Below are 21,218 nucleotides of genomic sequence, written 5' to 3' on the forward strand. Positions count from 1 at the left end.
ATTTATTTTATTTTAGACGTCGAGTCATTTTGAGCAGCATGAGAAATGCAGTATAAAAACACCAAGCGCTTTATCTTATTTGTTCTCAGCTTTTTATAAGCGTCTAGAACGATAAGCGCTAGGCATTATAATCAATAGGCTTATACTAATTTCAATGCTTGACGAGTCTCTTGAGCGATGCGGTATTCTTCATCTGTTGGTATAACCCACAGCTCGACACTGCTACCTTCTGCTTGGAAGCTGCCTTCTTGGCCACCGTACAATCCAGCGTTCTTTTCAGCGTCCATTTTGATACCGAAATGACGCATGACGGCTAAAATACTTGCGCGCGTCGTGACAGAGTTTTCGCCGATACCACCTGTGAATACAATGCCAGTGAATTCAGGCAGTGCACAGCTTAAGCTGGCGAGGTATTTACCAGCGCGGTAGCAGAACATCTCGATGGCGAGCTGTGCATCTTTATGGCCTTCGCTCGCGGCTTGCTCAATAGTACGCAAATCATTTGATAGACCAGAGATACCAAGCAGACCGCTTTCGCTATTTAGCATCTTATCCGTTTCTTCCAAACTAATACCGAGCTGACGTTTCAGATGCATATGTAAGCTTGGGTCGACATCGCCGCTACGTGTACCCATCATCAGTCCCTCAAGCGGGGTCAGACCCATGCTGGTATCGAGACTTTTGCCATCATATACGGCAGTTGCTGAGCAACCATTGCCTAGATGCGCAGTAATCCAGCCATGAGGACCTTTTGCTTCAGTAACCTGGCTAGCACGTTCTGAGACGTAGGCATGAGACGTACCATGGAAGCCATAACGACGGATTTTGTGCTCTTCGTATAGATATTTTGGCAACGCATAGCGGAAGGCGACGGGTGGCATAGTTTGGTGAAAGGCGGTATCAAATACCACAACTTGTGGGATATCAGGATAAATAGCTTGAACCGCTTCAATACCCAAAGCATTTGCAGGGTTATGTAGTGGAGCTAGTATCTTTAAGCGTTTTACTTCTTCTAGCGCATGCTGATCAACGCGAACCGCTTCAGAGTACTCACGGCCGCCATGTACCACGCGGTGCCCGACTGCGATGAAATGATATTGCTCTAGTAGCTCTAGAATTTTTTGTAAGGCGAGTTTGTGACTACCACCAGGAATAGAGATCTCTAACTTATCGCCATTTAGCGTGGTGTGTTTGATACGGGCTGTATCGAGACCTAAGTTTTCGGCAAGACCGGTGATACGAGTAGAGTTGTCATCGCTGATCAACGCGTATTTGATAGAAGACGAACCGCAGTTGAGGACTAAAGTGGGGCTGGTTAGGGTTGATGTTTCACTGTTCTTATCATCAAAAGTGGTACTTAGGTTGGCGCTCATACTCTATCCTTAGATTGGTTTTTATAAAGGGCAAATCAATTATATCGTTCGTTCGATACAAAAAAGACGTCTATTGCCACGTCCTGTTTTATTATCATCAAATGCTACATCGCTGATATCTCAACTGCTGTAGTAAAGTTCACTGAGACATGATGTCATTATTATATGGAATTGATGAAGTTGATAACCGTCGAGTAAATAAAAATCAGCCATATCTATGCTGATCATATCAAGCAAGCATATTGGCGATTTTGTTTATACTTGGGCTACTATTTCTGACAGTCCTATGCATCCATGCTTATGAGGTAATGCGTATGCATCTCAGGCTAGCATCCTATTGCCGCCGCAAACTGGGAATATAATGTAACACATTTTTGTTTCTACACCACGACAGGGGCAAGGTTTAAAATGTGTGATTAATAAATGGCTAAATACGGAATAAATCAATTATATTCAGTGAGTTGTAGAAATATAAGTGGATAACTTGTATGGGCTACATAGCAGAACTATGACTCACGAAATTGTAAGAAATATTGTCGAGCCACCCATATGTCATACATTCATATCTAAGCTCGCAGACGATATTACTATAAAAATTCGACTAATGTTTTAGAAAATATCCAACATCACGCAAATTTATTCACCAATCATATTCAGTATCCGTACAGCTTTATGTAATAATGCTATGATTAAAATGGTCATAACGACAGTGCTTTCGCTGTTGGTTTTGCTGTCCATTTGTTTTTTATTTATCACGATTTACTATCGCCATTATGCCGTCGTAAGCTCACAGGTTATCTATTATATGTCTACTATACACAGCCCCTCAGCAGCCAAGCATGCTAGCTCGTTCGCTCGTACCAGTCGTCAGGCTGTCGCCACTTTATTTATTGGCAGTGTGGTTATGCTAGGATTGTCAGGCTGCGGGCAAAAAGGCGATCTATATCTGGCAGACTCTAGTAGTCAAACGATAGAGGGCAGTGCGTCTGTACTGGATAGTACTAGCCATCCACAAGACGCAGCCTTTGCCGGCATCGACGATGATAACTATCAAAAAAACCGCTACCTAGAAGAGCAAATGGTACTACCTGAGCCTAGTACTGATCCCAACGACTATTAATTGCTAAGCTATTAATTACTAGGCTAATAGTTGTTAAGCTGAGCCAATGGATAGCGGTTAGGTGCTTTTTAATTAACAGTTTAACTAACTGTCGATTCTTTACTACCTGATTGGCTACATAACTTTAGAGTTTTGCTACCTAAATTTAATTTTCACCCTTGATAATCTGATTATATTAGAGATGTTTATATGAGTCATTCTGAACTACCTGCTGACTTAATCGATTCTGCTACTGGCGAATCCGTTACTATCCAAACTGAGCAAGGGTTGTATGTTGACCCGAAAGCGTTGAGTGCTCACTTGCCAGCGCTAAGCTATCGCGACGATGTACTGTATATGGAGCAGGTCAGTATCGATGAGTTGGCAAAACAATATGGCACACCATGCTACGTGTATTCAAAGCAGGCAATATTGGATGTTTATCAAGCTTATACTGATAGCTTTGCCAGTCTGAATCATCAGGTATGCTATGCCGTAAAAGCAAACTCTAACCTTGCCGTGCTTGGTGTCTTGGCACAGGCAGGCGCTGGGTTTGACATTGTCTCTCGCGGTGAGCTAATGCGTGTGTTGGCGGCAGGTGGTGCAGCATCACGGGTGGTATTCTCAGGCGTTGGCAAAACGTATAGTGATATCGAATATGCGCTGACTCAAGGTATTGGCTGCTTCAATGTTGAGTCTATCAGCGAGCTGACTTTAATCAATGACGTCGCAAAGTCACTTGATAAGCCTGCGCCAATCTCGTTACGCGTCAACCCTAACGTCGATGCCAAAACCCATCCGTATATCTCAACAGGTCTTAAAGACAACAAGTTCGGTATCACTCATGAAGACGCACTAGCGGTTTATCAGCAAGCGGCTGATTTATCACATATCAACATCGTTGGTGTTGATTGTCATATTGGCTCGCAGTTGACTGAAGTAGAGCCATTTGTTGCAGCATTAGATAAAGTTATTGAGCTGATACATAGCCTGCGTGACGCAGGTGTTGAGTTACAGCATATCGATTTGGGCGGCGGTTTAGGTGTGCGCTATATCGATGAGACGCCTGTATCTATCGATGAGTTTGCCCAAGCGTTATTGCCAAAACTTAGCGAGCTTGGCTTGACTGTGTTTTTTGAGCCAGGTCGTAGTATCGTTGCCAACGCTGGTGTGCTATTGACTCAAGTTGACGTACTCAAGCCAACTGAGCATAAAAACTTTGCGATCGTTGATGCCGCTATGAATGACTTGATTCGTCCTGCTTTATATCAAGCTGAAATGGCCGTGATTCCAAGTGTGTTACCTAGTGCTGGTATCGATACGGATGGTACGCAGCCGTGGGATATCGTTGGCGCGATTTGCGAGACGGGTGATTTCTTGGCAAAAGACCGCCTACTATCATTGGCCACAGGTGATGTACTGGCCATTACGGGCGCAGGTGCTTACGGTTTTACCATGAGTAGTAATTATAACTCACGCCCGCGTGCTAGCGAAGTGATGGTGTCTGGCGATAGTCATCAGCTTATTCGCAAGCGCGAAACGATTGAAGCATTATATGCAGAAGAAGCATTGTGGCAGGCGCAGTAAGGCGATTAAAGACGAGCCAAAACTATCGCCGTATTTGATGGTTGAAGAGAACCCATTGTGATAATGACAATGGGTTTTTTTATGACTGGATTTTGAGGAAAGCGTTTTTTAATTAAAGCTGATTCTTAATTAAAGGCATGCCTTTAGTTGAAGGCAACACCATTCACAAAAATTAGAGTAGCAAGGAAAACGAGTGTAAGTACTACTCACTGTAGACTAAACAAGTTTGACACCGCTGCTCGTATTTTTTGGGATTGGTATTATTATGATTGTATCTGACAGCGTGCTAATATAAGGCATACATAAAAATAGGATAGGACATCAAAGATATGCTAATAGAGTTTACTAAAATGCATGGGTTGGGTAATGATTTCATGGTCATTGATTTAGTGACCCAGCGCTTAGATTTGACCAAGGATTTGGTGCAGTTATTGGGCGATCGTCACCTAGGCATTGGTTTTGATCAGCTGCTCGTAGTCGAGCCACCCATGCGCCCTGATGTCGATTTCAGTTATCGTATCTTTAATACTGATGGCACCGAAGTCGAACAATGCGGCAATGGCGCGCGTTGTTTCGCACGTTTTGTGCAGGCACGTAAACTGTCATTTAAGCAGCGTCTACGCGTTGAGACGGCCAGCGGTATTATTTCCCTGACTACTGATCGTTACGGTTGGGTAGATGTCGATATGGGCAAGCCTAAATTTGAGCCAGATGAGATTCCGTTTAGCCCAAGAGCGACGACCAAAATTCAAAACACCTATCATCTTGATGTAAATGGTACGCCTGTACAGCTGTACGTTGCCAATATGGGTAACCCGCACGCTGTGATAAAAGTCGATGACGTACTCGATGCTGATGTCGAGACTTTGGGCAAAGCAATTGAATCGCATCCTGCATTTCCAGACCGCGTCAATGTAGGCTTTATGCAAGTAATGAATCAGCGCCACATTCGTCTACGTGTGTACGAGCGCGGAGTGGGTGAGACGCAAGCTTGTGGTACGGGCGCGTGTGCAGCAGTAGCCGTTGGTATACGTGAAGGCTGGCTTGATGAGGGTGAGGAAGTTCGCGCACAGCTATACGGTGGTAGCATGATTATCAAATGGCAGCCAGGCTATTCAGTTACGATGACGGGTCCGACCGCTTTCGTCTACGAAGGTGTATTTAGTCCAGATGGCCTAATGGCACAAGCAGGCCTTAAACCCAATGCTGAAGGCTGATAACTGTTGTTAGGCCAGTCGTATAAATGCCAAGGATGGTTCTAATATGGTTATGTCTACTGATAAAGACACTCAGGCGGCGAGCTCAGCACCTTGGCTATCTACTGAGCTGGCCGCCAATATAGAGTCAGACGCTGCCTTACGAGAGCTACTCGCACCTGTGCATTGTTGGCTCAATACATTGTCTGTGCGCAACCATTCGCCGCATACTCTGACCGCTTATTTCGCTGGTTTAAATCAACTGGCGTTATTTTTGCGTGGGAAGCGTCTAACGTGGACACGCTGTGATAAACGGCAACTGGCCCAGCACATCAGTCAACGTCTTGATGAAGATAAGTTGGCGCTTGCCAGTGTCCAGCAAGAGTTGTCTGCGATTCGGCATTTTTATGGTTGGATGATTGAAGAAGCGCTAGCACGTATCAACCCAACCACTGGCTATCAGCTTAAGCGTAGTCCTAGACCGCTGCCTTCTATCGCTGATGTCGATTTACTGACTCAGCTACTCGATCAAGAGATTCCTGATACACCAGAGCAAGCGCGCTTATGGTTACGTGACAAAGCTATGTTTGAACTGCTCTATAGTAGTGGCTTGCGAGTTGGCGAGTTGGTTGCACTCGATATGGCAGATGTAGACTTGTCTGAGTTACGGGTACGCGTCACGGGTAAGGGTAATAAAACACGCCTAGTACCATTAGGGATAAAGGCTGCAGAAGCGATTAGTCGCTACCTGCCGCATCGTAACCTTTGGGTAGAGCAGATGGATAGCGCATTGTTCATCAGTGAAAAGCTTGGCACCAGATTATCAACACGGGCAGTGCAGCAGCGTTTAAAAGTCGCTGCCACCCGCGCAGGTATTGCCCAAAACATGTATCCCCATTTATTGCGTCATTGTTTTGCATCACATATGCTGTCAGGCAGTGGTGACTTGCGCGCTGTACAAGAGATGCTCGGGCATAGTGATATTAGCACCACGCAAATTTATACTCACGTTGATTTTGCAAAATTAACGCAGGTTTATGATCGCGCGCATCCACGAGCAACTCATGCTCAAAATGAAGAATTGCCTTAGCAATTAGGCACGAAATCCACTGAATTTCACAATTTACGCCAAACGATGGCAATCAAAGATAGGTAGTTTTTGGCGGCCTTGCTCTTGCGCTTGCTTGTCTAATGACGCCATGACGATGGCATATTGTTTATCCAACTCGCTATCGTCATAGATTGCGATAACACTACTATCAAACGCTGTAATAGCTGCATGTCCCCATGTTTGACGGGTACTACCATCTTTGTAGAGATGATCACCACCTTGCGCTGCGCCAATGACCATACATTGACTATCTAGAGCACGCGCTCGTAACAGCAGCGACCAGTGTGCTTGCCCAGTTAAGTATGTAAACGCAGAGGGTGCACTCAACAGTTCAGCACCTGCTTGTCGCAGACGCTGCGCCAATGCTGGGAAGCGCAAATCAAAACATACCATCATGCCGAGTTGATAGACTGTACTGCCTACTGCTAGTGGCGCAACTACGGTCTGCGTACCCGGTTCAAAGGTTGCAGCTTCGTTATAGCTGCCATGCTTATCGGCCACAGTTGCAGTAAACAGATGAATCTTATCGTAGCGTGCGACACGGGTGCCATCTGGTGCAAACAGCTGGCTCACTTGGCGCAATCTACCATCAGGAACGACAGTACCATCAGGACGATAATAGCAAGGTAATGAGCCTGCTAGTACATGGATACCAGCAGTGCGTGCGTAATCTGATATCGTCGCTGATAATTCGTCAAAACGCTCAGCAGTAGCAGATTGCTGTCCCATACTACAGCAGTTCTCAGGCAATACAACAAGCTCAGCACCTTGAGCTTGTGCGTCTGTGATAGCGGCTTTGATATCTGCTAGATTATCCTCAATATTCTGCTGACTGTTCATTTGAATAGCAGCGACGTTAAGTTGATGGTTACTTGAATTCATGACAATATTCCTATTGGGTGTGAGCTGTATTGGCCATTTACCGTAATTTATTTATTATAATATTTTCGCGGTAATGAGCAGACTGCTCGTATTTATGGGTTGCTCATCCTTGCCAAGATGATAGTTTACTAGCGATAGCAAACCAAACGTATCCGGACAAAACATAAATTATCATAGCAAAATTGTGGCAAAAAATGCTATCGTCATGTCCTAATAAGATTTATGTCGTTACCTTTACTGACAGAATAAACACAATATCACTAAGATCGGAGTGCAATAAGCCGCCCATGAGTATGTCGTTCGGATTGGCGACCACGCTGAGCAACTCACAAAAGCTAACCCCGCAAATGCAGCAAGCCATAAAATTGCTGCAGCTCTCTAGTCTTGAGCTCGCACAAGAGGTTCAGGCAAAGCTAGATAGTAATCCATTACTTGAACGTATCGAAAACGATGACGAATACGACAGTGGTGACGATGAAATAGAGGAGTGGAGCGAGCCGTTGACGCTTGATAGCTGGAATCAAAGTAGCAGTGACTCATTCGAATCAGTACCTACTACCAGTACAGAGTACAGCGGCGATAGTAGCGATAGCTTCAGTGATAGTTTAGATAAATTACAACAGCCTAATATCGATGATAGTGCAATAGATGTAGATAGCTACGGCAGTTCAGATGCTGATAGCTTTGATATAGGTAGCTTTGACACGGGTAACTATGCTTCTACCGCAGCGGGCTCTGGCAATAGTAGGGGTGATGAAGATTTTGATAGTTACCAAGGCGGTACTTCGTCCACCATTCAAGATCATGTGCGCTGGCAGCTGAACTTTAAGCGTTTATCAGAGGCCGATACGCTGATTGCAGAATATTTAATAGACTCCATGGATGATATGGGCTTTATTCGAATTGATATAGATGAGCTACTGCAGAGCTTTGATACGATGGCAAGTTTCTATCAATGGGATGAGCGCGTTGAAAAAGAAGAGGTCTTGACGGTATTACGTATCATCCAGTCCTGTGATCCAGTTGGCGTAGGGGCGCGTCATTTAAGCGAGTGCTTATCGATTCAGCTATCTAAGCTAGATGCCCACACCGAATATCTACAAGAAGCTCGAGCGTTGCTATCAGCGAGCGAGCATTTAGTCAGTAATAATATTAAAGCACTGACTGAACGCACAGGGCTTGCACCAGAATACATCACACCTGCGCTTACGCTACTACGTACCTTAAATGCTTCGCCAGGGCTGCTGTTTCAGTCTAGCCAGCCTGACTATGCCCAGCCGCCTGAGAGCTACGATATTCCAGATGTGTTGGTCACACCTGTTAGAAACAATAAGGCGACAAGTAACTCTGAAGTAGAAGAGGATGGCTGGTATGTACGCCTTAATCCAGACACCTTACCAAAACTACGCGTAAACCAAGAATATGCCAACTTAGTCAAGCGCGGCGATGACAGCCCTGACAATCAATATCTGCGCGAAAACCTTACTGATGCTCGACTGTTTATTCGTAGTATCGAAGAGCGCAATCAAAATCTACTTAAAGTAGCAACCAGCATTGTACGCTATCAACAAGAGTTCCTGCAGCATGGTGCAACCGCCATGCAACCTCTGATATTAAAGGCCATTGCTGAAGAAGTTGACTTGCATGAGTCTACGGTCTCACGCCTTACCACCAGTAAAACTATCTTGACGCCGCAAGGGTTGTTTTCTTTGAAACACTTCTTCTCATCTCACGTAAGTAGTGCTGACGGAGATATCTCATCGACCGCTATCAGTGCCATGATTAAAAAGCTCATCGCTGACGAAGATCCCAAAAAACCATTATCAGACAGTCGTATCAAAGATGAGCTGTTAGCAGATGGTATCGATATAGCCAGAAGAACCGTTGCCAAATATCGTGAAGCAATGAATATTGGCTCGTCTACTCAGCGCAAACAGAAATACTAATTATCTAAGCTCGTTTTTCTATAAGCTTAATGGCTACCTGTCTGTATAGTGCAATACAGATATAAAAAATAAAATTTTTTGATTATATAGAAACCAAATAGAAATAATAGTTATTGTTACACTTAATTACAATTTAACGGCTTGCTACTGAGCGATTTTCATGACAAATTAGAGTCATACCAACAATGAACACCAAATGCCGATTTATAGTATTTATTTACAACTAATAAAGGAGACGATAAAAGGATACGTCGACACATTACTAGAGGCATTGGTATAGTTAGTGGTAAGGCAGGATGACAAGAGCAAGAATGCTACCTCATCTGTTGATTGTAAGTTACAAATAAAAGGACAACAATATGAATGTTTCTATCAGTGGTCATCATATCAGCGTTACAGAAGCTATGGACACAGCAGTACGCGAGAAGCTTGAAAAAGTAGAGCGTCACTTCGATCAGATACAAAGTATTCAAGTGATTTTATCGTTAGACAATAGCGGTGCTAGCGACGGCGGTAAAAAGAGCCATAAAGCTGAAGCAATTATGCGTGTCTCGGGTCAAGAAATGTTTGTCCAAGCGTATGAAGATGATATGTATAAAGCCATTAACGAGATGGCAGACAAGCTAGATAGACAAGTACGTAAGTATAAAACCCGTCAGGAGCGCAAAAAGACTCAGGGTGCAGGACGCGATAGTCGCTATCAGGATCTAACCCCTGCAGAAGCAGTACCAGCAGCATAGTTCGAGTTTAAAACTTTGAACACTATCGTTACAAGCTAGTGAAAGTAGACTAAGAGAATAAAAAATTTATAAGTAGCTACTGCATTGGTTTGTAGTTGACATAAAAAAAGACCTCTAACGTGTAATACGTTGAGGTCTTTTTTAGCATTGGTAAACTTAGAACGAAAATGAACTAGCTGTCAGCTCAAGCTTATCTGTCTAAATACTATTAACCACCGCCGACGGCTTGTACTACTTCTATATTCATACCTTCTACAATACGTAGTTGAGCAAGCTCGCTTTTTGGCATCAACTCGCCGTCTACTTCTACAGCGTAACGACCTTGGCTAAGACCAAGTTCATTGATAACTAGTTGCACAGTCTGATGAGTGGTTTGCAAGCTTTTACCATTGACACTAATGGTGCTCATATTAAATACTCCCTAATATTTTAAAATTCCTGTTTATCTGCTATTCATTGCGTATCTTTTGCTTTATTACTGATAGTTCGTTGCAGCTGATGCAAAGAGCTAAAAATAACAATAACTATCGAGTAGCTCAGCTAACTGGGTCCTTCAATCGAAAGGCGGAAACGGCAAACCATAGCCAACCTGCAATCATAAGAACACCGCCAATAGGCGTAATCGCACCGAACCAACGCGGTGCACCAAGCGTCATGGCATACAAACTACCAGCGAAAATGATAATACCAATTTGTAGTAACCAAGCGGTCGTCTGAGTAATATCTCTCAAACGAATCAGTAAACCCACAAGCAATAATCCAAGCGCATGTACAAACAAATATAGCGTTGCCGTATGCCACCACTCGAGCTGCTGCATGCTGACATGACCTTCTAAACCATGCGCACCAAATGCACCTAAGGCCACGGCGATAGCCATATTAATTGCTGCAATACCGATCCAATTTAACATTGAACAACTCGTATCATCTTAAGGCTACTGAATATCATCTGGCAGAATCACACTGTCAATGGTCATCGCATCACGAATCTTGTCCATGGCATTTTTCTCGATCTGACGGACTCGCTCAGCTGAGATAGAGTAAACCGCAGCTAACTCATGCAAGGTGGATTTTTGCTCAGACAACCAGCGCTGTTCGACGATATCACGCGAACGCTCATCTAAGGTACCCATCGCAGCGATGAGTGCTGATGAGTTATTTTCTTCCCAATCCGCTTCTTCTAACTGCTCAGCTGGATCAATACCATCTTCCAAAAATAGCTGAGGGGCGTAGCGACCATCATCGTCGTCGCTTGACTGCGCCTCAAACGAAGCGTCATAAGAGGTTAGACGTGACTCCATCTCTAACACTTGCTTGCGTGTGACATTCAAGTCATTAGCAATAGCATCCGCTTCTTCTAGTGTCAGCTGATTATTGGTCTTCTTAAGGCTACGCAAGTTAAAGAACAGTTTACGATGAGCCTTGGTGGTCGCAACCTTGACGATACGCCAGTTGCGAATCACAAACTCATGAATTTCAGCTTTGATCCAATGCACAGCAAAGGATACCAAACGTACGCCTTTATTTGGGTCAAAACGTTTAACTGCTTTCATTAATCCTAAGTTACCTTCTTGGATTAAATCCGCTTGTGGCAATCCGTAACCCGAGTAGCTACGTGCGATATGAATTACAAAACGTAGATGCGACATTACCAGTAGACGAGCGGCTTCGACATCACCTTCATCATAATAGCGATGCGCCAACTCTTGCTCTTGTACCGGCGTCAAAATAGGGATTTGATGGACAGTATTGATATACGCACCCAAATTGACCCCTGGCGCTGACAGGTGAGTTGGCATAGCTGGTACTAAGTCGCGCGTACTAGTATTGCCCAATGCACTCGCGTCATAGGGTGGTCGCTGAGCAGCGGCCTTTAATGCAGCATCGCGTGCATCATTTTTTATAGGAGCTGAGCCATCTTTTTTATTTGTATTTACAGCATCAGTAGAAGTATTAGCCATATTCTTGACCTTGGTTAAATAGTTAAGCAAATAGTCAGATAAAAATCTTTATGATTTAATTGTAAAGGATAGCAGCGCTTAGTTGCTATCAGTTTTGGTAATGATGAAGTGATATATTGTAGCGAAACGCTGTAATGATGTGCCATCAACTGACGAGTGGTCAGTAACTTCATTGACCACTAGCTCTAAACAATCTGCCGCCTGTAATTGCTGACTTTGTCGACAAAACGCTGTGATATCAGCTTGCGAATTAGGGTCGGTTGCAACCACATATAACGAATCACCAACTGTTACGTCACGTAATGCCACTTTAGTTTTTAATAGTGGCATCGGGCATGCGAGACCGCGTCCATCAACAAAACCTTTTATATTTAGTCCAGATTGTGCTGTAGCTAAATCATCTGAATTATGACTTTCAGTCGGTAGCAGCTCTAGTAAACTCGCAATGTCGTTCTGCTGTGCATCAGTCAAATTCGCTGATAACTGTATAGAGTGCGATACACGTTCGATGACTAATTCACTAGCAGCGGGCATAACTTAAACCTTGTAGATATCTATATTTTAATTTGTTCTATTACCAATAGGCTTTGATATCGAGTACGAACATAATCCATCAATCATAAATTATGAGGTCGCCATCACAGTCATATAAACCTACTATCATTATTGCTTATTATACCAAATAGACAATGTATAGTTGCAGTTGAATATAATCAACGCTGTGTTCGGTTCACTAGAATCACATAACCAAGAGTTGCACGATTAGCAATTGCCCGATTAATAGTTATACGTTTGAAACTTACTGCATAAATAATAGCCCAATGAATAATTACACAGCCATGTTGCGCAATCGTGACGGGTGGCTAAGTTATTGGTAGTTAAGTTCATTGTAGAATTGACCTTGGATAAACAAGCTCGTATAGTCGAAAAGATGATCGTCAATTATCTTATAGGATATGCACTTGTACCACGCTCATAGAACGAAGCGACCTGACAGCAACAGCTCTTTAATACCCACAAATTCTGCAGGCTTGCCACTTATGTTGTCTAAGCAAAAAGGTAAACGTCATTTTATGAGTGTAGCTTTGCCAAATAGTATCAAGGTAGGGCTGTCAATGATGCTACTAGCCATGGCTAGCGGTGCACATAGTCAAGAGAGTCAAACGCTGCCATTTGCTGATAGCTCGTGGCAAGTCACAGATCCGCAAACGCTAGAGCTACCAAATTTGCGCGGACAAGGATTGAGCTTTGCTGAGCAATATCAAAACAAAATGCTTGGCGAGTGGTCATTACAGAATATCAATGGCCGTGTCAGAATGGAACATGATCCTTGGGTACAAGAAACGATAAAAGACATGACATGGCGTCTCAATGCCCAAGCTCGTCAGCAAGCACCACTTGGCGTTGTTATCATTGATAACCCTAGTATCAATGCTTTTGCAGCGCCTGGTGGCGTAATCGGTATCAATACTGGAACGATACTGTCAGCTAGTAGCATGGATGAGCTGGCAAGCGTCGTCGCGCATGAAGTTGCGCATATCAGTCAACGGCACTATGAAAGCGGCGCTGACGAACGTAAAAAAGCCTTGCTGATGCAGCTAGGCGGTATGCTAGCTGCGATTGCTGCCTCAGCTGTCGATGGTGATGCCGCTGCGGCTGTGATGATGGGCAGTCAGACAGCCTCTATGAATAGCAGCATGGCCTTTAGCCGTAGTAATGAACGCGAGGCTGACCGAGTTGGGATGCAGATTATGACCCAAGCGGGTTATGATCCTCGGGCGATGCCACGGTTCTTTGCCACGATGAATCAGCAGAGTCAGTTGAACCAAGTTGAGAATCAATTTTTACCGAGCTTTGTACGCTCACATCCTCTGAGTAATGAGCGGTTGAGCGAGTCACAAAGTCGCGCTCAGCAGTATCCAGCGCTCTCATTGAGCCAGCAGCAGCGCCATCAAGCATTGTTTGATTTGTTGTATTGGCGTGTGCAAGTGACTGGTAAACATGCATCCGAAGTCACACTGACAACGGCCGCTAAAAACAGTCTCGGGGCCAAACTTGCGCTAATGCATTGGTATGGAGAGCAGCAACGCTTTACAGATGCTAATAAGGTATTTGCCGAGATAAATGCGTTATCAAGCACGCAGCGTCAAAATTTAGAGCCCCTATTGTCGATTACCCACAGTCAGTTATTGAGTGAACAAGGTAAGTGGCAACAAACCGTAGATGTCTTAGAGAGCCAACAGCGCCTATATCCTGAGCGCCGCGATTTACGTCTTTATCTGGCCGAAGCGCTGACTAATAGCAATCAGCCGATAAAAGCTCAAGCGCTGTTGAAACCACTAACAGAGCAGCAGCCAAGCGATCGTTATGCATGGCAAAGCTTGCAACTCGCCAATGAAAAACTTGCTAAGACCACCACCTCACCACAGTTAGCCAATATCGCGACGATTAATGCATTGCGCTATCGCAGTTATGATCAGCTATGGAATGGACGCTATGAGAGTGCGCTGACCTCTTTGACACAGGCCAAACAGTTGACGGAAAATCTGCAAACCACGGAACAAGCCAATAGTGCGCGTCCGTTATTGGCCAATATTAATGCAGAACTCAAAGCAATAAAAACCGCCAAAGACTTTAAGCCTTAAGCGGTTATTTGTACAGATTAGCCTGCCAATCAATAGCAAGTGCTAGCCTTGTAGCGCGTCTTTGACCATTTTAGAAATCAAAGCAGGATCAGCACGGCCAGCTGTTTTATTCTTCAAAACACCCATGACGCTACCCATATCACGCATAGACGTAGCACCTTGCTCAGCGATTTCAGCATTTACCAATGCCATGATCTCGTCTTGATTCATTTGCTGCGGCATAAACTCGTTGATGATATCAATCTCAAACTGCTCTTTGGTGGCTAAGTCATCACGGCCATTTTCTGTAAAGATAGTTAGTGACTCTTGACGCTGTTTTAGCTGTTTTTGTAAAACTTCTAATACTTGGGCATCATCAAGTTCTGTTTGACGGTCAATTTCGATTTGTTTCACTACTGACTGTACATTGCGCAGTACTTTAACGCGCTCAAGCTCACGAGCTTTCATTGAAACTTTGATATTGTCTGATAACGTCTGTTTAAGTTGGCTCACTGCTATTATCCTTATCGATCTGTTAAATGCTATTCGTTAGAGGTCGTTTGTTAAATTTTTAGAACCAAACCTGCTGATAGTGGTTTTAATAAAAAATTATGTCAGCAGTAATAACAAAAATTGTAGCATAAAAAACGCCACTGATATCAATTGATAACAGTGGCGTTAGTGTAGCGCTTGTACTTAACTAATCAGATTACTGATTAGTACATACGAGTGGTACGAATAGTTTCGCGTTGTAACTTCTTCTTATAACGCTTTACGGCAGCAGCTTTTTTACGCTTACGTACTTGCGTTGGTTTTTCATAAAACTCACGCTTACGTACGTCTGATAATACACCAGCTTTTTCACAAGCACGTTTGAAACGACGGATAGCGATATCAACTGGTTCGTTTTCTTTAACCTTAACTGCAGGCATGAAGACTCCTCGATTAGGATGAGATATAAGGGCATTAGTTTGGCTGTGTATTAGTATTTAGCCGTAATATCTCAAGATTACAGGCATCAGCTCAAACTAGGACAATTCTCACGCATTAGCGTAAGGGCAAGTATTTTAATAAAAAATACCAACAAAGTCAATGATTTTAAGCATTTATTGCCGATAGGTTGTTCAATTAGATGGCTATTTGAATTTGGCTCTCAAACTATGAATTCGACATACATACAACGCTTTATCAATAAAAAACCCCTACCGTCTATAACGGTTTGATTGGAGTTTATGCTATGATAATTCCCATATTATAGGGTCTATTGAACATTCAAATATTAGGGCTGCTGATGGCTAAAGTTACACCAAACTAGGCGAAAACCGACGATAATGTCGAGACCTTAGCTAGGTTTTCAACAACGGTTGGGGTAATTTTAGCATCAGCCTTGAGAACGGATCGAGCAAAACACTGCTTTGCCCGTTCGCAAGGCAAGAGCTGTGCTCGAGTGGAGGGCAGTACTCTTTTTTGCCAATATATGGCGAAATAATTTAACCTAGAATGACTAGGCTTCAACAATTTCACTGCATATTGTCTAAAAAATAGTGACGGCCAGCACCAAATTTGAAAGGTCAATAGACCCTAGTAAGCCTATGAACCGTTTTGTGTGTATTTTATTGAGGATGTTGGAATGAAAAAAACAGTATTTAACACGGCATTAAGCATGGCACTTATCGTAGCTTTAGGTGTGAGCGTGAGCGCTTGTAGTGGCGGCGAAGAGCATGAAGAAGTGCTGGCTATCGATATGGTGGATGAAGCGGCTGAGTTGGCACGCGAAAACGCGCCTGAAGCAGAAGATATGGAATTCCCAGAGACAGCACCAATGCCAGCGACTGATGCAGCTGGTACAGAAGCTGACGGTACAGCTACTGCTGAAGCAGGAACGGCTGATACTGCAGAAGTAGCAGCTACCGATAGTGCGGATACAGCAGCTGCTCCTACTGACAGTGCTGATATGGCGGCTACTGACGATACGGCTGCAGCCACTGCTGAGTAATTTAGTGGTCAATGGACTATTAGCTCAATGGACTATTAAACAGTCGTTGGTCGTATACGTAAGTAATTTAAGCTGATATAGCGCATCACTAATTGATTGCAGACTGACTAAGTAAGGGTAAAACCATGATTGATATACAACCGTATATGAACAAGCTGAAATTGTCTGTGATCAGCATGAGTGTGGTATTTGCTGTGAGTGCTTGTAGCGGTGATAACACAGCTACGGAAGAGTCTGCAGTAGCCGATGAACCTGCTACCGCTATAGAAGAGAAAGCTGTATCAGAAACCGAAGGCACGACGCCTGAGTCTGTAGTTGATCCAGAAACAGAACCAAAATCAGCAACAGAGTCTGCTGACATAGTAGATGACGCAGTGGCAACACCTGAAACTGATTCTGAGCCTGAAGTGTTGGCCGCAGATGCAGGTGCCAAACTATATGAATCAAACTGTCAGGTTTGTCATGCTGCAGGTTTGCTCGATGCGCCAAAGTATGGTGATACAGCGGCTTGGACAGCTCGTCTAACCAAAGACAAAGAAACACTATATATGCACTCGGCTAAAGGCTTTAATAAAATGCCAGCGCAAGCAGTAAATGGTGTGACCGAAGCACAAGTTAAAGCGGCTGTTGATTATATGCTAGCGTCGGTAAGCTGATACGGTATATATAGAGTATGTCAGCTATTGAAATTTGCTAAACTGGCCGTCATTGTGACTGACAATGACGGTTTTTTTATGCACATTTTTTGTCATGCCAGTCTGAGAATATACAGCTGTATTAAGCGAGTTTAAGATAGTGTGTGGCTGATTGTATTATAGTCGGTGAACTCTAAACCGCTACGGCGTTACCCTCCTTAGATGTACTACTTGTACAATCTGCAGTCGGCTGCCTTGTACTCATTTTAGAGTTCTTTGACTATAGTTATCCAATTTTTCAAAATGATGTAAGATAAAAGTGCGACAAAAATAGCACGAAAACGAAAGTATAAAGGCAAAAGTATGAAAGTATTGGGCTTAGAGACCTCTTGTGATGAGACGGGGCTGGCGATTTTTGATAGTGAGCAAATAAATAGCGACAACCAAGGTTTGGTCGGGCAAGTACTGTACTCACAAATTGAGCTGCACGCACTTTATGGTGGCGTTGTGCCTGAGCTTGCTAGCCGCGATCATATTCGTAAGCTCGTGCCGTTATTGAATGAGCTGCTAGAGCAATGTGATATGAAAAAAAGCGACATCGATGCGATTGCCTATACTAAAGGACCTGGTCTTATTGGTGCATTGATGACAGGCGCACTGTTTGGTCGTAGCTTGGCATATGGTTTGGATATTCCAGCGATTGGTATTCATCATATGGAGGGGCATCTTTTGGCGCCGCTTATGGGCGCGAACCCTCCGGCATTTCCTTTTGTCTCGCTACTAGTATCTGGTGGGCATACGTTACTAATTGCTGCTCACGGCGTAGGGCAGTATGAGATATTGGGTGAGTCGATAGATGATGCGGCGGGTGAGTGCTTTGATAAAGCGGCTAAGATGCTAGGTTTACCTTATCCTGGCGGCCCTAATATTGCCAAACTGGCAGAAACTGGTAATCCTGATGCTTATGCACTACCAAGACCAATGCTACATCGCGGTCTAGACTTTTCGTTTAGTGGTATGAAAACAGCCGTACATAATCTGATTAAAGATACGCCACATTCAGGAGGGTCGGGTAATGGCGCTGATAGTGATCCACAGATTCGTGCTGATATTGCCGCGAGTTTTCAGCATGCAGTGGTCGACACGCTAGTGAAAAAATGTGTCAAAGCACTTAAGCAAGCAGATATGAGCCGCTTAGTAATTGCAGGCGGGGTCAGTGCCAATACTCATCTGCGCGAGACGTTAGAAGCGGAACTGGCTAAGATCAATGCGACGGTTCATTATGCACCGCCTGCGCTATGTACGGACAATGGTGCGATGATTGCTTACGCAGGTTTTGAGCGCTTGCAAGCAGGACAATCTGATGATTTGGCTGTTAGCTGTATTCCGCGTTGGCCGATGACAGAATTGCCAGCCGTATAAATGAGCATTTGGTCCAACACGTCTATATGAATTAAGGACAGTCTATGCAGTGGCTTGCTATCGGTTTGGGCGCAGCATTCGGTGCTTGTCTGCGAGCTTGGTTATCGCGTTTCAATGCCTTGCACGGTTGGGTGCCACTCGGTACCCTGAGCGCCAATATTCTAGGTGGGCTATTGATAGGGCTTGCGCTAGTATGGTTTGAGCGCATGGGAAGCAACTTATCTGATCATGTACGCGTGTTTGTGATTACTGGCTTTTTGGGCGGGTTAACTACCTTTAGTACGTTTAGTGCAGAGGTATTTGGCTTTATTCATGACGGGCGGTTGCTAGCAGGTTTAGCGCTCATCGGTTTGCATGTTGGGCTAACGTTACTGGCAACCGCGCTGGGCTTTTATTTCTTTAAGCTAGTTTTGTAGGCGTTGATAGATATTAATCGTTTAAAAGTCTGTTATAAGTGGTTCCATGATAGCAGTCTGTTTTGAGTGGTCTATTAATAGGTTTGTCGAGTGAGTTAGCTGGTTTCGTTAGGGTATACCCTAAAAGCGTTCCTCTTGAAATTCATGATATTTAGAAGACAATTTATGCAAATTACTTTTGGACTCTTCGTTTAAAGAATCATACAGGTCATTATTCAAGACATCATAAGCGCATATAAAAGCACTTTTGTTTTTTTGAGTATAGTCTTGCATCATGTCTATACAAGAAAATGAATTGAGTACGTTGAATAGAATACTAGTATTACAAGGGGCGTATTCCAAAGCTTTTTGGAAAAAAATCAGTCCAGAGTAGTTTTCTTTATCTTCCGAAAGATATGGAGCAAGATCTACAGTTATTCCTTTTAGGTTTAAAGCCTCCGCTATTTCACTATCTGTTGAATTACTATCAGAAATTACTTCATTTAAGATATCAAGAGCTAGCTCTGGTTCATAGTTTTGGTAAAAAATTTCTGCTTGGTTCAGCTTTTTTTCTATAGTAGACATTAGTTTTTTTATCCATTCATCTTTGGTTATACGGTAAGCAGTTCGATGCCTGTATAGCGCACCGATCACGTATAGAATACGCAGATAAACCCTAAAAAAACGTACTCATTCTTAAGCCGGAGGGAGTACTTTCAATTACATTATTGTTTTTTGGGATGAATATCCATGTATCAAAACTTACAGCTGTAACGTCGTCAAAAGCATTTACTATCCTTTCAACAGTAGTCTCTAGAATCGGGTGTGCTGCATCATTCCAGATAATAAAACAGTTATCTGCTAGTGTGAGATTTATTTGATTTTTAATTTCTTCTATACAGTTTAGTAGCACTTTTTTATCAACCTTGTTCCAGTCAATTCCTCCGTTACCACTAGTTCGTATCGGAAATGAGCTAACAAACTGACTCATTACTTTCCTAGACTCTTCATCTGCTAACACTCTAACTTCTTTAAGAGCAGCTGAAGCTTCATCGAATAAAATGTTCATACAAATGGCCTGTTAAATTGTTTAAGATAATTAAGAACAATTCGATTGAATCTTGAAAAACTCACTTTGTGTACATTACCAAGTACATCGTGACTACCTAAATAGCTCAAGATACTAATACCATTAGCCTACAGCCAAACATTCAAGTCCTCACTAGGGAACCATTATTGGGTTTATGTTTACCATAATATTCATTACGATATGAAAAGGTGAATAATATTTCATCACTATAAAAAAGTGATTAGTAATGAAACTACAACGGCTTCACTATCCCTTCCAATAAGCTCGCAAATCCCTGCATATACGCCGTATCTTTACTTGAGGTACGCGTTGCGGCGTACAGCTGACAATGCACACCTTCTCCTAGTGGCCGCGAGACGACCCACCCTTTTTTCTCGTATTCAGCAACCACCCAATCAGGCAATGCTGCGACACCGCGTTCACTAGCGACCAACTGAATCAGCATCGCGGTCAGCTCTGTCGTACGAACACTCTCAAAGCTTACTTGTGCTGGCGTCATAAAATTAGCAATGATATCGAGGCGTTTGGCTTCTACGGGATAGGCAATCAATGTCTCATTAATCAAATCATTGGGGTCAATAAATTTTTGAGTAGCTAAATCATGTGTTGGTGAAAGTACCAAACGACTCTCATATTCAAACAATGGCTGATAGCTGATACCATCGAGCGGTAAATCACTGGTAGTGATAAGCAGATCAATATCACCTTCCATGAGTAGATGATGCGGCTCAGGCTCAAACCCTGTGGCAAAGTCTAGCTCTACATCCGACCATTCACGGCGATAGTGGTTCAGTATCGGCATGAGCCAATCAAAGCAGCTGTGGCACTCTGATGCTAGGCGTAATCTACCTGCTTGACCGTGCGCTAAGCGTTTAAGGTTAGATTTGGTGCGAGTAACTTGCGGTAGGATATTGTCTGCCAATGCCAGTACTGCTTTACCTGCGGGCGTAAAACTAAGCGGTCGCGTCCGACGATTGACTAAACTGATGTCGTAATAGTTCTCAAGCTCTTTTAATTGATGCGAAACGGCCGAGGCAGTAACGTGTAGCTCATCCGCCGCTGCTGCAAGTGAACCATGCGCCCGTAGCGCGGTTAACGTATTAAGATGACGAAGCTCAAGCATAATATAACCTAACCGCTAAGGTGAGAAAAATTCATTAT

22 protein-coding genes are annotated in these 21,218 nt (G+C 43.6%); 11 read left to right on the top strand and 11 right to left on the bottom strand.

What is annotated here, in order from left to right:
* Positions 1-140 precede the first annotated feature (140 nt).
* Complete coding sequence (locus IEE84_RS01185; protein ID WP_191114606.1) at positions 141-1,373, bottom strand: acetate/propionate family kinase; 1,233 nt, start codon at positions 1,371-1,373, stop codon at positions 141-143.
* A gap of 805 nt (positions 1,374-2,178) precedes the next feature.
* Here IEE84_RS01185 and lptM point away from each other — a divergent pair.
* The 4 genes from lptM to IEE84_RS01205 all read left to right on the top strand — a co-directional run bounded on the left by lptM (position 2,179) and on the right by IEE84_RS01205 (position 6,345).
* Positions 2,179-2,493: an LPS translocon maturation chaperone LptM gene (gene lptM, locus IEE84_RS01190; RefSeq protein ID WP_057758119.1), complete on the top strand. Its 315-nt coding sequence runs from the start codon at positions 2,179-2,181 to the stop codon at positions 2,491-2,493.
* 336 nt (positions 2,494-2,829) lie between these two features.
* On the top strand, positions 2,830-4,059 hold the full coding sequence (lysA, locus tag IEE84_RS01195; protein ID WP_224737953.1) for a diaminopimelate decarboxylase: 1,230 nt from the start codon (positions 2,830-2,832) through the stop codon (positions 4,057-4,059).
* A 329-nt stretch (positions 4,060-4,388) separates the two neighbouring features.
* The gene (dapF, locus tag IEE84_RS01200; protein WP_191114608.1) at positions 4,389-5,276 is read left to right on the top strand and encodes a diaminopimelate epimerase; all 888 of its coding nucleotides are present in this window, start codon (positions 4,389-4,391) and stop codon (positions 5,274-5,276) included.
* Positions 5,277-5,322: 46 nt separating this feature from the next.
* Positions 5,323-6,345: a tyrosine recombinase XerC gene (locus tag IEE84_RS01205; protein ID WP_191114609.1), complete on the top strand. Its 1,023-nt coding sequence runs from the start codon at positions 5,323-5,325 to the stop codon at positions 6,343-6,345.
* Positions 6,346-6,378: 33 nt separating this feature from the next.
* On the opposite strand, the gene IEE84_RS01210 is transcribed toward IEE84_RS01205, so the two are convergent.
* Positions 6,379-7,248 (bottom strand): nitrilase-related carbon-nitrogen hydrolase, encoded by an 870-nt coding sequence (locus IEE84_RS01210; RefSeq protein WP_191114610.1) that lies wholly within the window; start codon positions 7,246-7,248, stop codon positions 6,379-6,381.
* 287 nt (positions 7,249-7,535) lie between these two features.
* On the opposite strand from IEE84_RS01210, the gene rpoN reads away from it, so the two are divergent.
* Positions 7,536-9,194, top strand: a complete 1,659-nt coding sequence (rpoN, locus tag IEE84_RS01215) for an RNA polymerase factor sigma-54 (protein WP_191114611.1) — start codon at positions 7,536-7,538, stop codon at positions 9,192-9,194.
* A gap of 359 nt (positions 9,195-9,553) precedes the next feature.
* The gene (gene hpf / locus IEE84_RS01220; RefSeq protein WP_057758130.1) at positions 9,554-9,934 is read left to right on the top strand and encodes a ribosome hibernation-promoting factor, HPF/YfiA family; all 381 of its coding nucleotides are present in this window, start codon (positions 9,554-9,556) and stop codon (positions 9,932-9,934) included.
* Positions 9,935-10,142: 208 nt separating this feature from the next.
* Here hpf and thiS read toward each other — a convergent pair whose 3' ends face one another.
* From thiS to IEE84_RS01240, 4 genes are all read right to left on the bottom strand, one after another.
* A complete protein-coding gene (thiS, locus tag IEE84_RS01225) occupies positions 10,143-10,343 on the bottom strand; it encodes a sulfur carrier protein ThiS (RefSeq protein ID WP_057758131.1) in 201 nt (66 codons plus the stop codon).
* 127 nt (positions 10,344-10,470) lie between these two features.
* Positions 10,471-10,845 carry a DUF423 domain-containing protein gene (locus tag IEE84_RS01230; protein ID WP_191114612.1) on the bottom strand — a complete coding sequence of 125 codons (375 nt, stop codon included), beginning with the start codon at positions 10,843-10,845 and terminating at the stop codon, positions 10,471-10,473.
* A gap of 24 nt (positions 10,846-10,869) precedes the next feature.
* Positions 10,870-11,733: an RNA polymerase sigma factor RpoH gene (gene rpoH / locus IEE84_RS01235; protein WP_224737955.1), complete on the bottom strand. Its 864-nt coding sequence runs from the start codon at positions 11,731-11,733 to the stop codon at positions 10,870-10,872.
* Positions 11,734-11,973: 240 nt separating this feature from the next.
* Positions 11,974-12,429 (bottom strand): sulfurtransferase TusA family protein, encoded by a 456-nt coding sequence (locus IEE84_RS01240; protein ID WP_191114614.1) that lies wholly within the window; start codon positions 12,427-12,429, stop codon positions 11,974-11,976.
* 539 nt (positions 12,430-12,968) lie between these two features.
* Here IEE84_RS01240 and IEE84_RS01245 point away from each other — a divergent pair.
* Entirely contained in the window at positions 12,969-14,540 is a 1,572-nt protein-coding gene (locus tag IEE84_RS01245; protein ID WP_224737830.1) for a M48 family metalloprotease, read from the top strand.
* Between the two features lie 42 nt (positions 14,541-14,582).
* On the opposite strand, the gene IEE84_RS01250 is transcribed toward IEE84_RS01245, so the two are convergent.
* Complete coding sequence (locus IEE84_RS01250; RefSeq protein WP_057758141.1) at positions 14,583-15,032, bottom strand: GatB/YqeY domain-containing protein; 450 nt, start codon at positions 15,030-15,032, stop codon at positions 14,583-14,585.
* Between the two features lie 203 nt (positions 15,033-15,235).
* Entirely contained in the window at positions 15,236-15,451 is a 216-nt protein-coding gene (rpsU, locus tag IEE84_RS01255) for a 30S ribosomal protein S21 (RefSeq protein ID WP_010195908.1), read from the bottom strand.
* 698 nt (positions 15,452-16,149) lie between these two features.
* Between rpsU and IEE84_RS01260 the strand changes: the two genes are divergently transcribed.
* The 4 genes from IEE84_RS01260 (at position 16,150) to crcB (ending at position 18,988) form a co-directional block, all read left to right on the top strand.
* The gene (locus IEE84_RS01260; protein ID WP_191114616.1) at positions 16,150-16,515 is read left to right on the top strand and encodes a hypothetical protein; all 366 of its coding nucleotides are present in this window, start codon (positions 16,150-16,152) and stop codon (positions 16,513-16,515) included.
* A gap of 125 nt (positions 16,516-16,640) precedes the next feature.
* On the top strand, positions 16,641-17,171 hold the full coding sequence (locus IEE84_RS01265) for a c-type cytochrome (protein WP_191114617.1): 531 nt from the start codon (positions 16,641-16,643) through the stop codon (positions 17,169-17,171).
* Positions 17,172-17,513: 342 nt separating this feature from the next.
* Complete coding sequence (tsaD, locus tag IEE84_RS01270; RefSeq protein WP_191114618.1) at positions 17,514-18,572, top strand: tRNA (adenosine(37)-N6)-threonylcarbamoyltransferase complex transferase subunit TsaD; 1,059 nt, start codon at positions 17,514-17,516, stop codon at positions 18,570-18,572.
* A gap of 44 nt (positions 18,573-18,616) precedes the next feature.
* Positions 18,617-18,988 carry a fluoride efflux transporter CrcB gene (crcB, locus tag IEE84_RS01275; protein ID WP_102078044.1) on the top strand — a complete coding sequence of 124 codons (372 nt, stop codon included), beginning with the start codon at positions 18,617-18,619 and terminating at the stop codon, positions 18,986-18,988.
* Between the two features lie 120 nt (positions 18,989-19,108).
* Here crcB and IEE84_RS01280 read toward each other — a convergent pair whose 3' ends face one another.
* The 3 genes from IEE84_RS01280 to IEE84_RS01290 form a co-directional block, all read right to left on the bottom strand.
* Entirely contained in the window at positions 19,109-19,552 is a 444-nt protein-coding gene (locus tag IEE84_RS01280; protein ID WP_191114619.1) for a hypothetical protein, read from the bottom strand.
* A gap of 91 nt (positions 19,553-19,643) precedes the next feature.
* Complete coding sequence (locus IEE84_RS01285) at positions 19,644-20,036, bottom strand: CDI toxin immunity protein (protein ID WP_191114620.1); 393 nt, start codon at positions 20,034-20,036, stop codon at positions 19,644-19,646.
* Between the two features lie 253 nt (positions 20,037-20,289).
* Positions 20,290-21,180, bottom strand: a complete 891-nt coding sequence (locus IEE84_RS01290) for a LysR family transcriptional regulator (protein ID WP_191114621.1) — start codon at positions 21,178-21,180, stop codon at positions 20,290-20,292.
* Positions 21,181-21,218 lie beyond the last annotated feature (38 nt).

Source organism: Psychrobacter sp. 28M-43, from assembly GCF_014770435.1.
GTDB lineage: Bacteria > Pseudomonadota > Gammaproteobacteria > Pseudomonadales > Moraxellaceae > Psychrobacter.

Coding starts and splice junctions, on each gene's coding strand:
- hpf (WP_057758130.1), top strand. CDS start 9,554: ATGAATGTTTCTATCAGTGGTCATCATATCAGCGTTACAGAAGCTATG.
- IEE84_RS01280 (WP_191114619.1), bottom strand. CDS start 19,552: ATGTCTACTATAGAAAAAAAGCTGAACCAAGCAGAAATTTTTTACCAA.
- crcB (WP_102078044.1), top strand. CDS start 18,617: ATGCAGTGGCTTGCTATCGGTTTGGGCGCAGCATTCGGTGCTTGTCTG.
- lysA (WP_224737953.1), top strand. CDS start 2,830: ATGGAGCAGGTCAGTATCGATGAGTTGGCAAAACAATATGGCACACCA.
- rpsU (WP_010195908.1), bottom strand. CDS start 15,451: ATGCCTGCAGTTAAGGTTAAAGAAAACGAACCAGTTGATATCGCTATC.
- IEE84_RS01230 (WP_191114612.1), bottom strand. CDS start 10,845: ATGTTAAATTGGATCGGTATTGCAGCAATTAATATGGCTATCGCCGTG.
- rpoN (WP_191114611.1), top strand. CDS start 7,536: ATGAGTATGTCGTTCGGATTGGCGACCACGCTGAGCAACTCACAAAAG.
- dapF (WP_191114608.1), top strand. CDS start 4,389: ATGCTAATAGAGTTTACTAAAATGCATGGGTTGGGTAATGATTTCATG.
- lptM (WP_057758119.1), top strand. CDS start 2,179: ATGTCTACTATACACAGCCCCTCAGCAGCCAAGCATGCTAGCTCGTTC.
- IEE84_RS01290 (WP_191114621.1), bottom strand. CDS start 21,180: ATGCTTGAGCTTCGTCATCTTAATACGTTAACCGCGCTACGGGCGCAT.
- IEE84_RS01210 (WP_191114610.1), bottom strand. CDS start 7,248: ATGAATTCAAGTAACCATCAACTTAACGTCGCTGCTATTCAAATGAAC.
- IEE84_RS01205 (WP_191114609.1), top strand. CDS start 5,323: ATGGTTATGTCTACTGATAAAGACACTCAGGCGGCGAGCTCAGCACCT.
- IEE84_RS01185 (WP_191114606.1), bottom strand. CDS start 1,373: ATGAGCGCCAACCTAAGTACCACTTTTGATGATAAGAACAGTGAAACA.
- IEE84_RS01245 (WP_224737830.1), top strand. CDS start 12,969: ATGAGTGTAGCTTTGCCAAATAGTATCAAGGTAGGGCTGTCAATGATG.
- IEE84_RS01285 (WP_191114620.1), bottom strand. CDS start 20,036: ATGAACATTTTATTCGATGAAGCTTCAGCTGCTCTTAAAGAAGTTAGA.
- IEE84_RS01260 (WP_191114616.1), top strand. CDS start 16,150: ATGAAAAAAACAGTATTTAACACGGCATTAAGCATGGCACTTATCGTA.
- IEE84_RS01240 (WP_191114614.1), bottom strand. CDS start 12,429: ATGCCCGCTGCTAGTGAATTAGTCATCGAACGTGTATCGCACTCTATA.
- rpoH (WP_224737955.1), bottom strand. CDS start 11,733: ATGCCAACTCACCTGTCAGCGCCAGGGGTCAATTTGGGTGCGTATATC.
- thiS (WP_057758131.1), bottom strand. CDS start 10,343: ATGAGCACCATTAGTGTCAATGGTAAAAGCTTGCAAACCACTCATCAG.
- IEE84_RS01265 (WP_191114617.1), top strand. CDS start 16,641: ATGATTGATATACAACCGTATATGAACAAGCTGAAATTGTCTGTGATC.
- tsaD (WP_191114618.1), top strand. CDS start 17,514: ATGAAAGTATTGGGCTTAGAGACCTCTTGTGATGAGACGGGGCTGGCG.